Genomic DNA, 14,140 nt, shown 5'->3' with positions numbered 1-14,140 from the left:
GCTACTTGCCGATCAGCTTGTCGATCTCGGACTGCGGAAGCGCCGGGATCGGATAGGAGTCGTCGGGCTGGTCCGGCTTGACGTACTGGTCCAGGTTCTCGTCGGTGATCTTGGGCAGCGGGACGGTGATCTGGTTCGGCACCGACGCGCCGCCGGCCTTCGCGACCGCCGCGCGGAGCGCGATCACGCCGAGGTAGTTCGGCTGCGCGGTCGACAGCGAGGAGAACCCGCCGGACTCGTGCTCCTTCCACAGCTTGAGGAACCCGTTGTAGTTCTCACCGGTGATCGGGACGAGCTTCTTCTTCTGCTTGACGAGCGTCTGCAGCGCGGCCGCCGAGAGCGCTCCGCCCTGGGAGAAGACGCCGTCGATGCCGGGGTTCGCGGAGTACGCCGAGGCGAACGCCTGCGCGGCCGGCGCCAGGTTGTACTCGCTGTGCACGTTGGCGACGATCTTGATGCCGGGGTACTTCTTCAGCGCCTCCTCGGCGCCCTGCCAGCGCTCCTCGCTGACCGCGACCCCGGCCGGGCCGTTGAACGCGATGATCTTGCCCTTGCCGGCCAGCCGGTCGCCGAGCCACTGGCCCATCATCCGGCCCCACTCCTTCTGGTCGGTGCCGACCCGCACGACCTTTCCGGAGGTGACCAGGCTGTCGAAGTTCACGACCGTGATGCCCGCGTCGACGGCCTGCTCCAGCGCGGGGTTCAGCGCCGTGGACGACCCCGCGTCCACGATGATCACGTCGTACTTCTGCTGGATCATCGCCCGGATCTGCGCGATCTGCTGGGAGGTGTCGCCGTTGGCGTTGAACACCTGGTAGTCGGCGATCTCGCCGTCCTGCTTCAGCTTCGCGACGTCGTCCTTCATCATCTTGTCGGTCTGCTGCATCCACGACGGGGTCAGGTAGATCGTGGACCAGCCCACCTTGAGGGCCTTGGACTTACCGGCGCCGCCGGACGAGGCTTCGGTGCCGGAGTCGACACCGCACGCGGCGGTGGCGGCCAGCGTGCCGAGCGCCGTGACGGCCACGACGGCGCGCGTGAACCTACCGATCATGGGGGACTCCTTGTGCTGGTCCGGAACCCGGGGCGGGCTCCGGCGAACGGGGCGGGGGGGTGATCAGGCGGGTCTCAGGACCCGTCCCGGCGGCTCTCCGGGCTTCGTGAGGACGCCGCCGACGAGGACGGGAACGCCATTGACGACGACGTGCTCGACGCCATCGGCGGGCACCCTGGGTCCCTCATAGGTGGCTCGGTCGGTGACGGTGGCGGGGTCCACCACGACGAGGTCGGCGGCGTACCCGGCCTCGACGCGGCCCCGGCCGGTGAGCCGGAACCGGCCGGCGGCGCGTCCGGCGAGGTGCACGGCGGCCTGCTCCCACGTCCAGTCGCCGAGGTCGCGGACGTGCCGGCCCAGCAGCCGCGCGAACGCGCCCCAGCCCCGCGGATGCGGGTGCCCGCCCTGGTAGATGGCGTCGGAGCCGGACATCTGGGCGGGATGCCGCAGCAGCGCCCGCACCGAGTCCTCGCTGTTGGTCGGCGGCTGCCCGAACACGCAGCCCGCCTCCAGGCGGGTGGCCACGAGCAGGTCGCAGCAGAACTCGCCGGGCCCCTTCCCGGCCCGCTCCGCCGCGTCCGGCAGGCTCATCCCCTCGGCCCACCGGAACTCGGCGGCGGGGACGTGCGACAGCGTGATGCGCGGCCACACCTCGGCGCGGTGCGCGAACCAGTCGCGCTCCAGCCTTTCCCGGACGGACGGGTCGGCGAGCTCCTCCAGCGTGGCGTCAAGGTCGGCGACCGGCAGCCAGCCGGGCAGCGTGACGAGGGTCAGCGTGCTGGATCCCCGCAGGTAGGGGTAGTTGTCGAAGGTCAGGTCGATGCCTTCGGCGTGCGCGTTGTCCACAAGTGCCAGCAGGTCGTGCTTGGGCCCGTGGTAGTGCGAGACATGCGGGGCGACGCGTCCGGCCCGGGCGATCTCCAGCACCTCGGCCATCGCCGTGACGGCCGCCGACTCGTACCCGCGCATGTGCGTGACGTAGGGCAGCCCGGCCGCCCCGACCGGCGTGCACAGCGCCGCGATCTCGGTGGCGTCGGCGTAGGCGCCCGGCACGTACTCAAGGCCGGTGGACAGCCCGGCCGCGCCCTCCGACAGCCCCTGCTCGACCTGCGCGCGCATCGCCGCCAGCTCACCGGGCTCGGGCGCGCGCCGCGCCGTCCCCATGACGCCGTGCCGGATCGTTCCGTGGGGGAGCAGGTAGACGGTGTTGAGCGGTGTCTTCCGGTCATATCCGGCGAGCAGTTCGGCGACCGAGACGGGTCCGTCGCCGAGAGCCGGATGGGTGCCGTTGACCGGTGCGAAGTACCGGCTGACGTACCGGAGCGTCTCCGCGCTCGCCGGCGCGTAGGACAGGCCGTCCTGCCCGAGAACGAACGTGGTGACGCCCTGCCGCAGAGCGGCGAGCTGCACGTCCGGGTCGAACACGGCCGCGTCGCCGTGCACGTGGGTGTCGATGAAGCCCGGCATGACGTAACGGGCGGTGGCGTCGATCTCCATGGCCGCCTGCGCGCCGTCCATGGGGTCCACCGCCGAGATCCGGCCCGCGGTGACGGCCACGTCCGCGCGGCGCCCGGGGGCACCGGTGCCGTCCAGCACCGTCCCCCCGCGAACCAGCAGATCGTACATCGGACCTCATTCGCCTCAACGAGCACGTAACCGGACTTCTGCGCCGGTAGTCGTGGAGGCTATGGTGCGAACCGAGCACGGCACCAGATTTGCAACACATGATTTTGCATTGCAGAACGTGCCCATGACCTGCGTCGTTACCGAAGAGCCGACGGGAGGGGCGCCCCGGTCAGACGGCCGCCCGCGGACTCCTCCGGGGACGCCGCAGCACGTACGGCCGTACGCGGCCCAGACCTTGGAGGGGGCGCGGACGCAGGGCGGAGACGTCGTAAATGTCCTTGGGGAGGACGGTGGCAAGGTCGGGGCCGGCGAGAACCGTTCCGGGATGGGCGGTGGCGGTCAGGCGGGCGGCCATGTTGACCGGCGTGCCGAAGACGTCGCCCAGGCGCTGGATGACGTCCCCGTAGGCGAGGCCGACCCGGACCTCGGGGACGTCGGGGGCCTCGTTGAAGTGGTTCGCGATGCGCAGGCCGATCTCGGCGGCGGCGTCCGGGGTCGATGCGACGAAGAGGACCTCGTCCCCGAGGGTCTTGACGACGCGGCCGCCGCACTCCGCGACGATCTCCGTGGTGGCCGACTCGAAGCGTTCGACGAAGCCGGCGAGGGCGTCGCCGTCGAGGCCTCGGCTCAGCCGGGTGAACGACACGACGTCGGCGAAGCCGACCGCGAGGAGGGCGACGCCGGCGACGGGGTCGGCCTGTGCGGCGGCGGTCGACGCGGTGGCCCGCATGCCCGCGGCGGCGAGCTGGCGTCGCCAGCCGTGCAGGAGGAGCCGCTCGAACGCCGGCCGCAGCTCCTCGGTGGCGGCGAGGGCGGCGGTGACGAGGTCGGTGCTGGTGGGCTCGTCGAGCGGAAGGTCGCCGAGGCGGCGCAGCCAGACGTCGCCGAGCCAGCTGGCGAGCCGCCCCATCGTCTGGCCGACGGCGCGGACGAGCTGGAGGACGGTCTCCTCGTCCACCAGATCGTGGGAGAGGACCTCGCGGATCTCCCTGAGGGCGGCCACGTCACCGTCGGTGAAGGCGACCTCGTCGTCCGGCGGGACGGGGAAGCCGAGCGCCCGCCAGATGCGGCGCGCGTAGTCGTCCGAGACGCCCGAGAGGGCCTCGACCTCCCCGCGCGTGTAGCGCAGAGGGCCGCCGAGGAGGGTCTCTTCGATGTCGTCCGCCACGCGCCAACCCTATGCTCGCCGGGCCGTCAGAGGATCGACGCGCCCCAGACCACGGTCACCTGGTGCGCGGCGCCCTCGGAGTCGGTGAAGGTGAGCGTCCCCTGCCCCGGCAGGCCGATGAGCGCCGTGCGCAGGGTCAGCGTCAGCCGGGTCGTGCCGTCCTCCGCGATGCCGCCCTGCGTCTCCGAAAGGATCAGCTGGTTGGACGACGTCATCGCCGTCCACGCCACGGGGCCGCTCTTGGCCGCGAGGCTGACCTGGGCGGTCTTCGTCCCGTAGAGCTCGACCTTCGCGGGGCTCACCACGAGGTCACCGGGCTGCTCGGGCCGCTCGGTCGGGGGCGGCGGCGACTGCGCCGGGTTCTTCGGCTGCTTCGGATCCTTGTCCTGCGTCTGCGGGTTGGGGGCCGGCTGGACGGGACCGCCCTGCGGGGCGCCGCCGGAACCCTCCGGCGCCTTCTTGCCGTGGCCGTGGCTCTCCGGCTTCTCATGCGTGATCGCGGGCTGCGGATGCGTCCGGAACGGCGGCCAGGAGAGCGTGTTGGCGCCGAGGCCGGGGCCCATCATGAACACGGCGACCAGCGCGGCGACCAGCGCGCCCGCCATGCCGCCCCCGGTGAAGAGCCATCGGCGGGTGAACGGCGACGGCACGTCCGGCTGGCTCGGCAGGCCGGACGGGGTCAGCGCCCCGCCGCGAGCAGCGATGTCGGCGCGGTATCCCGCCAGCTCGGGATCCGTCGCGGTGTGCATGACGCGGTGCCGCAGCGCCGCCGGCAGCACCGGCGCGGGCGCCCGCCTGAGCAGCGCGTCCGCCGTCACCCGGCTCCGGCGCCGGCAGTCGGGACACTCGGCGGCGTGCATTTCGGCCGCCGGGTCGGTCTCCTGCTGAGGGACCCCCCGGAAGCGCAGGCGGCGCGCCTTGGCCGGAGCGGCGGACTCCTCCTCCCTGCGCTCCGGGGCCCGGGCGGCGAGGACGGGGACCGCCGTGGACGGGGACTCCTCGTCCGGCTCCCCGCCGGCCGCGCAGGCCCGCCCGGCACGGTCGATCTCCTTGCGGAGCGCGGCCTCCAGCTCGGCGTGCCCCTTCCGCACCCGCATCGCGGCCCGCCGCGGCGACAGGCCGAGCGTCGCGCCGAGGCGGGCGGGACGCAGCCCGTGCCGGTACGCCAGGAGCAGCACCTCCTGGTCGACGGGCTCCAGCCGGGCGAGGGCGGCGCGGAGCAGGTCGTGCAGCTCGTCCGTGGGCGGCCAGCCGGGCAGCGGGTCGTCCGGTTCGGCACGGTCCAGGAACGGGGTTTCGGAGAACTCGGCGTCCCGGTCCCAGAACAGCACCTTCGCCCGGCCGCGGCGGACGCAGCGGCGCCGGGCCGCCCCGTACAGCCAGGCGCTCAGGTGCAGGTGGTCGCGCATCCGGGGGGCGCGGCGGCAGGCGTCGATGAACGTGTCGTGCACGATGTCGGCGGCGACTTTCCCGTCGCCCGACATTGACAGCGCGTAGTCATAAAGGCGCTCACCGTACTCGTCATAGAGTGCGGCGATCGCGGCCTCGTCGCCTTCATTCAGCCCGTTGACCAGTTTTCGGTCGGCCGAGTGTGCGGAGGTGGACAACCTGGGCATTCACGCTCCCGGCACCGGCGGTGGGTCCGCCCCCACGGGGGCCATCCGGACATTCAGCCCACCTTGCATACACCCACCGACCCCATTCGCACCACATCATTCACCGAATTCGCCGGTAAGGTGACGCCCAGGTGAGATATCGCGTCTCTCCGTGACCACCCGGCCAATGACCGGGCGTCAGAATCGAGTCAGCCGGACCGGTTCAGTCGGCGCGCCGGACCTCCAGGTCACCGTCCGCGTAACGGCGCCGCAGCACCTTTTTGTCGAACTTGCCGACTCAGATCTTCTGTTAAACAAGGTGCCTCCTACCTGCTGAAACTCTGTCGGTCACGCGCTGACGGGGATCTCCTGGCAGCGTCGGCAGCCGCATGGCTCCCACACCGGCGCCACGTCGACACGGATCTCACCGCGCTTCCCGTCCTCCACGCGGGACACCTTCACATGGCGGATCAGCCGGCCGAGCATCTCCCGCCGTTTCGCTCCGGGGATGATGTCCCACCCGTCGACGAGCTCGACCATGAGCGGCGCGGCGTCGGCGAGGTTGACCTCGGCGAGCACTTCGACGCTGCCGAGGTCCTTTTCGATCCGCTCGCGTTCGGCGAGCAACTCGTCCCGGGTCTCCTCGTACACGGCATCGGGCATCTTGTCGCCGTCGAGCGCCTTGCGCTTCATCAGTCGCCGGAGCGCGGCGTCGGTCTCGGCAAGCTGGGCGGACAGCCGTTGCCGGTCGGTCTCGGCGTTGGTCGCCGCGCGGCGCCGGGCGGCCTTGACTGCGGCGCGCTGCTCGACGTCACCCGCCCACTCGGCCAGCTGCGCGAGGACCTCCCGCTCGACGACCAGGCGGCGCGGGAACGGCCCGTCGCAATCTCTGTAGTGGTGCCAGCGGGAGCAGCGGTAGGCGTACCCGGCCCGGTAGGGGTGCCCGCCGCCCTGGATCTTCATGGAGCCGTCGCAGTGACCGCACAGGATGTGCCCGGACAGCGGGTAGGGAGAGGCCTTGGTTCTCGGCGGAATCTTGGCTCTAGCTGCGCGTTCTTTCCGGTACCTCTCCCATGTCTCGGCATCGAGGATCGCCTCGTGGGCGCCCTCGACGTAGACGCGGCGAACGCAGCTGGACGGTTTCCGGCACGGGCATTCGGGGTCGTGGATGCGCAGCAGGCCGGCCGCGAACCCGGAGTCCATGACGTTGCGGACGGTCACGTCCGACCAGGTGCTGCCGCGTGTGTTCTTGATGCCGCGGCTGTTGAGCCATTCGGCAACTTCCATGAACGAGCGATGGTCGTCAAGCCACCGGTCGTACATGGCGACATGGACGTCGCCGAGGCCGGACGCATAGTCGGGTTCGTACCGCTCCCCCGCGTCGTCGTCGGGATCGCGCCGGTAGCGGCGGATGTATTGCTCGGAGGTGAACGGGTCCGGGACGCGGCCGCGTCGCACGTACCCGAAGCGGGCGGACCCGGACGTGGTGAGGCCGCGCCCGACCCGGTTTTCGAGCGCGGCCTTCCAGTTCTCGCTGATCAGGTCGGACTGCATTTCCGCGATCGCGAACGCGTTGGTCCGGCTGTACTTCCCGATCGTCGTTTCGACGTCGAACGGCTCCGTCGCGGACTGGAGCTGCCCGCCAACCATTTCGACGCGTTTGACGTTGGCGAGGGACTCGACCGCGTTCCTCCCCCATCGGTCGTACCGGTAGACGCCGATCTCCCGGGCCTCACGCGCCTCGATCCGCTCGATCGCTTGCATGACCTTCCGGCGGAAGTTCCGGCCGGAGTTATCGAGGTCCTCGACCCAGCCGACGATGCGGCGGCCGGTGCGGGCCGCCCACGCAGTGATCGCGGCCCGCTGAATGCCCGGGGAGATCATTTCCTCGCGGGCGAGGGATACGCGGATGTAGCCGATGACGGGGATGAGGTCGGCGGGTTTGGGGGGCATGGGTGTTCTTTCGCGGGTGGGGTTCAGATGCAGAGTAGGCGGACGTCCAGGGCGTTGAGGGTGGACAGGTGGATTAGGCACCGGTCCCGCGCCGGCGGCGGTGTGGCGGGTGGGTTGCTGCTTGCCGGTGGCGGTGTGGTGGGTGGCGGCTCATCCTGGCCGTCCGGGGGGGTCGTCGACGGGCGTACCCGTGTGGGCCGGGCCTCCATGGGGGCGACGGTCGGGTCCGGACCGTCCCCGCGAGCGGGATCCAGGGACGGCCCGGAGCTTGGTGCCTCCGTGCGGGTGGGCGGGGGCGTCGGGGTGGTGGTGGACGGCCCGGGGGTGGGGGCTGGCCCGGCGACCGCGGGCGGCCTGCGCCGCGGGCGCGGCTCGTCGGACGGGAGCATGGGCCCCGGGAGCCCTCCAGCCACGAGGGCGCCAGCGACGAGGCCGGCGATAGCAGCCACGGGCGTCGGGTTGTTCTTGACGGTTTCGCGTAGCCGCGGCGGGATCAGCGGGAAGGGCAGGAACCGGCGGCGGCTGACGCCGTAGGCGATGCGGGCTTCGCGGATGATCCGGTGGGCTTCGAGGTCGGTCAGGTCGCGGCCGAGCTGGACGAACACGACGTCGTCTTCGCGCCAGAAGCGGGCCTGCTTGTCGGGGAGCGCGTCCCGTAGGACGGTCAGTTGTGCCACGCCACCACCCCGGCGTGGCGGGTGATGGTGGCGCACATGTCGTCCCAGATCTGGGCGGGGTCGTCGCCGGGCTGCACGTACTGCGTCACGGCGCGGCCGTAGACGTCGACCTCGACCTTTTGGGGGTGGCCGGCGCTGGCGGCCTTGCATGCGTCGTCGAGCGCCTCGGGGCGGGGAAGGGACGCGCCGGGGGTTGGCGGGCCGGTGGCGACGTCGGCGAGGCCGGCAACCATGTCGGTGACGGTGGCGGCGGCGACGCGGACGGTGGAGGTGAGTTCGTCCAGGCGCCGGTCTTGCTTGCCGAGCAGGGTGTGCACGTCGGCGAAATCTTTGTCGATCTTGGCGCTGAGGTGCGCGGTCACTTCGGTGATGACTCGTTCCGTCATTCGGACGGCGAGTTCCTCTATTTCTTCGATGGCCGCCGCGCGCGACTCTGGCACTGTGAACCCCCTTGTTCTGTGCCACTGCTGATGCGCTGTCCCCTTTGACTGGAGGACGTGCCCAGGTCAGCGAGGGTTGTCACGTGCCAATACGTTGCGGCGGAAACCGTTGCACAGGTGAAAGGTCACGGCGGGGGTGCGGGAACACTGTGACCAGCGGTGTTGCAGGGTTTTGCCGAGCGGGCCTTAAACCGAACACGACGTGACCGAATCCGGCCACGCTCGGATTGGTTCGATCTTCGATGCCCTATTTGGCCTGGTCGATGGTCCTGACCTTCGACAGGGCCTCGGCCTCGCGGCCGGCAAGGATCTGCGCCAGGCGCACTTGCCACGGCTCATCGACCATGGCCCAGATGATCCGCTCGGCCTGCGACCGCAGGCCGCCGGGCGGGTAGTCGGGTTCGGGTTCTTCGGGGTTCACGATCACCGTGAGGCGCACTGCGCCTTCGGCGTCGGGGGCCGGTGGGGGCTCGGCAGTGTCGGTGCCGTAGCCGGCCGCTCGGAGGAGGTCGCTGGCGAGATCGACGATCTCGGTGGGGTAGCCCTCTTCGGTGAGGTTCTCGACGAGGGAGCGTAGGCCGTCGTAGTTCGGTTGGTTCTCGGCCCTGGACCAGCGGTTCACCTGGGAGCGGCTTTTACCGGCGAGGCGGGCTAGGTCCGCGTCGCTGAGTCCGGCTTGCTCGCGTAGCTGTTTGAGCACTGCGCGGAACTGGTGGGGAAGCCAGGTGTGCACGCGTGCACGTTACCAGGTGGTCATAACCGTGCATACGCGCACCGACTAAAGGTCAGAGGCTTGTTGCCCTCAGGTGATACGCGCTGCTCGCAAACCCCTTTCCGGTTCCTAGATCACTGCTTGTGTCCTGTGCATGCGCGCGCTACAGTGCATGCATGCACACACGGGACGGCGCGGTCCCCCGCATCGCGCTCAGGGTTGACGAGTTCAGCCAGGCCTGCCGAGCGGCTGGCCTGGACAATTCCACGGCCCGCGCCAAGCGGCTTGGTATCCGGCACACCACGGTCAGCCGGGCGGAACGGGGTCGCACAGACCCGGGCGTCCGGTTCATCGCCGCTGCGCTCACCGCGTTCCCCGATCGGAAGTTCGAGGACCTGTTCGAGGTCATCGGCTCGGACGGCCAGCGCACGCATGCGCGCGACAACGAGAGGGGTGACGGCAGCACGAGCGGGTGGCTTTGCCCGGAGTGCGGCCACCTGAATGCCCCCGAACTCGTGGTCTGCGCGAAGACCGCGGAGCACGACTGATGGCCGCCGTGACCTACGAGCAGGCCATCGACGCCACGGCGCAGATCCTCGCCGACGTCCGGCACCGCATCGCCACCCTCACCCCCCGGCAGGCAGCCGAGGAGGCGTACGTGCCGGGCGGCCCCTCGATCGAGGAGCTGGAGACCAAGATCCGCCGCCTCCGCGCGCAGTCCCGCGCGGCGGCCTGACCCACAACGAAATCGGGGCCGCCGCCCGGCACGGCAACGACCCCCGCGGAGGAATCCGCGAGCCGATTCTACGGAGGAAGACGTGTTTCTGGTCCTGTCCCTGCTGATCGCGGCCGGTGTCGCGATGTTCGTCGCGGTCGCCCAGGTGCGGCGCCCGCTGGTCTCCATCCCCGCCGCGGGGGTTGCGTCTGGGGTCCTGCTCGTCCTGGCGGGCGAGTTCGCGGTGGCCGGCTACCTGCTGTGGTCGGTGGCGGCGGTCCTGCCCGGGGTCTTGGCGTTCGGGTTCGGGGCGTTCGTGGCGCTGGCGGAGAGGGACCGGCGCCAGGGCGAGGAGTTCGAGCGGGAGCGGTGCGAGCGGCTGGACCGCTACGTGCGGCACGAGGTGTTCGCCGAGAACGTCGCGGCGGACGAGGTCGAGCTGTTCGGCGGCGCCCGATGAGCGCGTTGACGGTGACGGAGGAGCGGGACGAGCTCGTGAGGCTCGCGCGGGTCGCGGACTCGTTCCCGGACGCGTCGTTCTCCCCGGTCCTGGAGCTGTCGGCGCTGCCGCTGGTGGAGACGGCCGAGGTGTTCGACCGGCTCCGTGCCGCGCTGCGCGGCGGGGACCCGACGGAAGTTCGGCGGGCGCTGGACGAGCTGACGGGCGGCACGAGGTGACCGCCGCGACCCTCGCCCCGGCCGCGTCGCTGGTGACCCGCGGGGTTCTCGCGCAGCAGTGGGAGCGGCTCGCCCTGTGGTACCTGAACGGCCCGGTCGACGACGCGCCCGTGTGGGCGGCCGTTGACGGCCTCGCCCGGCATCTCCCGGAGGAGCAGCGGACCAACTGGTTCGAGCAGCTGTTCTCCGCGCTGCCCGTCCGAGACGGGGACGTGGACATGTCCGCGCTGCCGCTGGACGAGCGGGACCCGGACCTGATCGAGCAGACCGCGATCGAGGCGGTCGACGAGGCCCTCGACCACCTGATCACCACCCAGAACCTTTCCCGGGAGCAGGCATGACCATCCAGCCCACCAACGAGAACCAGCCTGCCGCCCCCGCGAGGCCGTCGGTGGCGCTCGCCCGCCCGGTCGCCGACCTCGACCAGGCGTGGCGGCTCGCGCAGGCACTCGCCGGGTCCTCGATCCTGCCGAACGACCTGCGCGGCAAGGCCGGGAACGTCCTGGTCATCCTCATGTACGGGCAGGAGCTCGGCCTGTCCCCGATGCAGTCCATCCAGGGCATCTACGTCGTGAACGGTCGCCCGCAGATGTCCGGGCAGCTCTGGCTGGCGAAGGTCCGCGAGGCCGGCCACTCGGTGAAGGTGTCGGACCACACCGAGAAGTCGTGCACGGTCACGATCACGCGGGGGGACACCGGCGAGGAGCACTCCGAGACGTTCACGTGGGCGGACGCGGAGCGGGCGAAGCTCGCGAAGAAGGACATCTGGCTGTCGTATCCGAAGCGGATGCTGATGTGGCGGGCGGTTTCGCACTGCGCCACGACGATCTGCCCCGAGGTCGCGATGGGGTTCGGCGCGGAGGTTCCGGAGGCCGAGGCGCCCGCGCCAGAGGTTGCCCTTGCGCACGCGGTCGACGCCCGCACAGCCGAGCCCGCCCCGGCGGACGACGGGGAAGTTCATGACGCCGAGGTGATCGGCGAGCCGTCGGGCGAGGACCTCGCGAAGGCGGACGAGGAGGCCCGGCAGGAGGTCCTGGGGATCGCCGCCGAGCACGAGGGCCAGGGCGACCCGCTGGCCTACTCCGCCGATGAGATCGCGGAGATGTCGTGACCTCGCCCACCGTCGAGCGTCGCACCACGGCGGACCTGCTCCTCGAATGGGACCGGCGGCGGCCCCGCTCCCTCCAGACCGAGTTCGGCATGTCCGAGCTCGGTGGGTGCCGTCGCCGAGCTGGGTACCGGTTCGCGGGCGTTGCGCCGACCGATGCCGCCGGGTCCGTCCAGGCCGTGATGGGCACCGTGCTGCACGAGGCCGTCGCGGACGTGCTCAGGCAGATGCAAGCCGAGGGCCTTATCCCCACCGACGCGCTGATCGAGCACGAGGTCACGTTCGCGGGGCTCCTCGGTCACCTGGACCTGTTCATCGAACCGGAGGTTACCGACACCAAGAGCACATCCCAGCGGAACCTGGACAAGCTCCGTGTGAACGGGCCGTACCGGTCGCACCTGTGGCAGACGCACGCCTACGCCGCCGCGCTCATCGCGGAGGGCCGGACGGTCCGGCGGATCAACATCGACTACGTCGCGCGAGACACCGGCAAGGAGTGGCGCTGGTCCGGGCCGTTCGAGGCCCGGCACGTGAAGGACGCGCTGACGTGGGTGACGGAGGTCCGGCAGACCGAACTGGAGTTCCTGCCCCGCGACTACGACCCGACGGGCCCGTTCTGTAAGGGCTGCCCGTTCTTCACGGTCTGCTGGGACGGCCACGTGATCGACCGTGATGAGCGGTCGGTGCTGTTCGTGGAGGACCCGGACGCCGCCGAGTGGGTCGACAAGCTCACCGACGCGCGGGCGCGGAAGCGGCAGGCCGAGGCAGACGAGAAGACCGCGAAGGGCGCGCTGGACGCGCTCCGCCCGAACGACGAGGGGTCGGCGGATGTGGTGCTGCCGAGCGTGGAGCACGCGCTGCGGTTCACGGTCACCAACCCGGAGCGGATCGATGCCGACCAGATTCGGCAGGACTACAAGGCGGCAGGCCGGAAGGCGCCGCTGAAGCCCCAAGCGAAGCCGACGGTTCGGCTCGACCTGGTCGCGCCGGAGGACTCCCAATGACGTTGTCAACTGACGATCTGGGCTCATGCCGCCTTGAGCGTGGGTGGGGTGGCCTGGAAGGTGCGGTTGTCGCGCAGGAGGGCCCACAGGACGTTGACACGGCGTCTGGCCAGGGCGAGGACGGCTTGGGTGTGCCGTTTGCCCTCGCGCCTCTTCCGGTCGTAGAAGGCGCGCGATTCTGGATGTCGCTGGATGCTGATCAGCGCGGAGGTGTAGAAGACCCGCTGGAGTCCGCGGTGGTAGCGCTGCGGGCGGTGCAGGTTGCCGTGGATGCGTCCGGAGTCACGTGCGGCGGGAGCCAGGCCGGCAAAGCCGGCCAAGCGGTCGGGGCTTCCGAAGACGTCCATGTCGCCGCCGGTGGCGGCCAGGAACTCGGCACCGAGGATGACTCCGATGCCGGGCAGGCTGGTGATCACTTCGGCTTTCTCGTGTCGGCGAAACCGGTCCTCGATGAGCTGCTCGACGTCCTTGATGTGCTCGTTGAGGGTCATCACCTCCCTGGCGAGAGCCTCGATGAGCTGGGCGGTCAGGGTCTCGCCGGGCAGCGTGGTGTGCTGGCGGCCGGCCGCGTCGGCAGCGGCCTGAGCGAGCTGGGCCGCGCCGCGGACCCGGCGGGCCTTCAACCACGCCTCCAGCCGGGTGCGGCCGAGGCGGCGCAGCCCGGCGGGGGTCTGGTAGCCGGTCAGCAGGATCAGCGGCCCCGCATTGGTAACGTCCAAAGCCCGCTCCAGGGCTGGGAAGATGCTGGTCAGTGCGGCGCGCAGCCGGTTGATGGCGCGGGTTCGGTCGTGGACCAGGTCGGTGCGGCGGGCGGTGAGCAGCTTCAGCTCCACGCTGATCTCGTCGGCGCCGCGCAGTGGAAGCAGGTCCCGGCGGATGCGGGCCTGGTCGGCGATGACGGCGGCGTCGCGCGCGTCGGTTTTGCCTTCGCCCCGGTAGCCGTCGGCAGCCCGGTTGACCTTGCGGCCGGAGATGTAGAGCAGCGGCTGGTCGTGGGCGGCCAGGATCGCGATCAGCAGGCCCGCTCCGCCGTCGGCCAGGTCCACCGCCCAGGTCGCCTCACCCAGATCCAGGACGTCGCTCATCAGCTTCAGCAGCTCGGGTTCGTCGTTGGCGACGGGCCTCGACAGCAACCGCTTGCCGTCGCCGTCGATGACCACGCAGTGATGGTGGATCTTCCCTGCATCGACACCAGCCCAGATCTGGCCCATCACGCTCCCATACGACGACGTCACCTATCCCGCAGACGGCCACGCTGGCATGTCCCTACACGGCGATCAGTTCGCAGCTCCCAATCAGCAGCCGTGCCGTCAGGGGGTGCCGGGCGGCCAGTCCTCCGGAGCCATATCGGCGGCAGAGCCGTGAAAGCCACACCCGGCACCCCTGGGCGCCAGAACCCTACGACGGTCC

At 70.8% G+C, this 14,140-nt stretch carries 16 protein-coding genes; 7 read left to right on the top strand and 9 right to left on the bottom strand.

The genetic code is table 11. The features are described 5' to 3' along the window. Position 1: 1 nt before the first annotated feature. The 8 genes from ACQPXG_RS01385 to ACQPXG_RS01350 form a co-directional block, all read right to left on the bottom strand. A complete protein-coding gene (locus ACQPXG_RS01385) occupies positions 2–1,054 on the bottom strand; it encodes an ABC transporter substrate-binding protein (protein ID WP_433465750.1) in 1,053 nt (350 codons plus the stop codon). A 63-nt stretch (positions 1,055–1,117) separates the two neighbouring features. Beyond that, positions 1,118–2,680 (bottom strand): N-acyl-D-amino-acid deacylase family protein, encoded by a 1,563-nt coding sequence (locus tag ACQPXG_RS01380; protein WP_433465749.1) that lies wholly within the window; start codon positions 2,678–2,680, stop codon positions 1,118–1,120. A gap of 169 nt (positions 2,681–2,849) precedes the next feature. Continuing rightward, entirely contained in the window at positions 2,850–3,848 is a 999-nt protein-coding gene (locus ACQPXG_RS01375; protein WP_433465748.1) for an adenylate/guanylate cyclase domain-containing protein, read from the bottom strand. A gap of 26 nt (positions 3,849–3,874) precedes the next feature. Further along, positions 3,875–5,464 carry a sigma-70 family RNA polymerase sigma factor gene (locus tag ACQPXG_RS01370; protein WP_433465747.1) on the bottom strand — a complete coding sequence of 530 codons (1,590 nt, stop codon included), beginning with the start codon at positions 5,462–5,464 and terminating at the stop codon, positions 3,875–3,877. Positions 5,465–5,791: 327 nt separating this feature from the next. Continuing rightward, positions 5,792–7,396 (bottom strand): recombinase family protein, encoded by a 1,605-nt coding sequence (locus tag ACQPXG_RS01365; protein WP_433465746.1) that lies wholly within the window; start codon positions 7,394–7,396, stop codon positions 5,792–5,794. A 23-nt stretch (positions 7,397–7,419) separates the two neighbouring features. After that, on the bottom strand, positions 7,420–8,073 hold the full coding sequence (locus tag ACQPXG_RS01360; RefSeq protein WP_433465745.1) for a hypothetical protein: 654 nt from the start codon (positions 8,071–8,073) through the stop codon (positions 7,420–7,422). Then, complete coding sequence (locus ACQPXG_RS01355) at positions 8,061–8,459, bottom strand: hypothetical protein (protein ID WP_433465744.1); 399 nt, start codon at positions 8,457–8,459, stop codon at positions 8,061–8,063. The genes ACQPXG_RS01360 and ACQPXG_RS01355 overlap by 13 nt, the downstream gene beginning before the upstream one ends. A gap of 301 nt (positions 8,460–8,760) precedes the next feature. Further along, the gene (locus tag ACQPXG_RS01350) at positions 8,761–9,246 is read right to left on the bottom strand and encodes a helix-turn-helix domain-containing protein (protein WP_433465743.1); all 486 of its coding nucleotides are present in this window, start codon (positions 9,244–9,246) and stop codon (positions 8,761–8,763) included. Positions 9,247–9,401: 155 nt separating this feature from the next. Here ACQPXG_RS01350 and ACQPXG_RS01345 point away from each other — a divergent pair, with 155 nt between their 5' ends. The 7 genes from ACQPXG_RS01345 (at position 9,402) to ACQPXG_RS01315 (ending at position 12,730) form a co-directional block, all read left to right on the top strand. Next, positions 9,402–9,773 (top strand): hypothetical protein, encoded by a 372-nt coding sequence (locus ACQPXG_RS01345; protein WP_433465742.1) that lies wholly within the window; start codon positions 9,402–9,404, stop codon positions 9,771–9,773. Then, the gene (locus ACQPXG_RS01340; protein ID WP_433465741.1) at positions 9,773–9,961 is read left to right on the top strand and encodes a hypothetical protein; all 189 of its coding nucleotides are present in this window, start codon (positions 9,773–9,775) and stop codon (positions 9,959–9,961) included. Before ACQPXG_RS01345 ends, ACQPXG_RS01340 begins: the two co-directional genes overlap by 1 nt. An 82-nt stretch (positions 9,962–10,043) precedes the next feature. Further along, positions 10,044–10,400: a hypothetical protein gene (locus tag ACQPXG_RS01335; protein WP_433465740.1), complete on the top strand. Its 357-nt coding sequence runs from the start codon at positions 10,044–10,046 to the stop codon at positions 10,398–10,400. Further along, complete coding sequence (locus tag ACQPXG_RS01330) at positions 10,397–10,618, top strand: hypothetical protein (protein WP_433465739.1); 222 nt, start codon at positions 10,397–10,399, stop codon at positions 10,616–10,618. Before ACQPXG_RS01335 ends, ACQPXG_RS01330 begins: the two co-directional genes overlap by 4 nt. Next, on the top strand, positions 10,615–10,959 hold the full coding sequence (locus ACQPXG_RS01325; RefSeq protein ID WP_433465738.1) for a hypothetical protein: 345 nt from the start codon (positions 10,615–10,617) through the stop codon (positions 10,957–10,959). The genes ACQPXG_RS01330 and ACQPXG_RS01325 overlap by 4 nt, the downstream gene beginning before the upstream one ends. Next, on the top strand, positions 10,956–11,729 hold the full coding sequence (locus tag ACQPXG_RS01320) for a hypothetical protein (protein WP_433465737.1): 774 nt from the start codon (positions 10,956–10,958) through the stop codon (positions 11,727–11,729). The genes ACQPXG_RS01325 and ACQPXG_RS01320 overlap by 4 nt, the downstream gene beginning before the upstream one ends. Beyond that, complete coding sequence (locus tag ACQPXG_RS01315) at positions 11,726–12,730, top strand: CRISPR-associated protein Cas4 (protein WP_433465736.1); 1,005 nt, start codon at positions 11,726–11,728, stop codon at positions 12,728–12,730. Before ACQPXG_RS01320 ends, ACQPXG_RS01315 begins: the two co-directional genes overlap by 4 nt. Before the next feature lie 23 nt (positions 12,731–12,753). On the opposite strand, the gene ACQPXG_RS01310 is transcribed toward ACQPXG_RS01315, so the two are convergent. Beyond that, complete coding sequence (locus ACQPXG_RS01310) at positions 12,754–13,941, bottom strand: IS110 family transposase (RefSeq protein ID WP_433461706.1); 1,188 nt, start codon at positions 13,939–13,941, stop codon at positions 12,754–12,756. Positions 13,942–14,140: the final 199 nt, after the last annotated feature.

The sequence above is a fragment of the Spirillospora sp. CA-128828 genome (genome assembly GCF_050945415.1).
Taxonomy (GTDB): Bacteria; Actinomycetota; Actinomycetes; order Streptosporangiales; family Streptosporangiaceae; genus Spirillospora.
The sequence above is the reverse complement of the archived record's forward strand: the minus strand, read 5'-3'. Positions and strand labels throughout refer to the sequence as shown.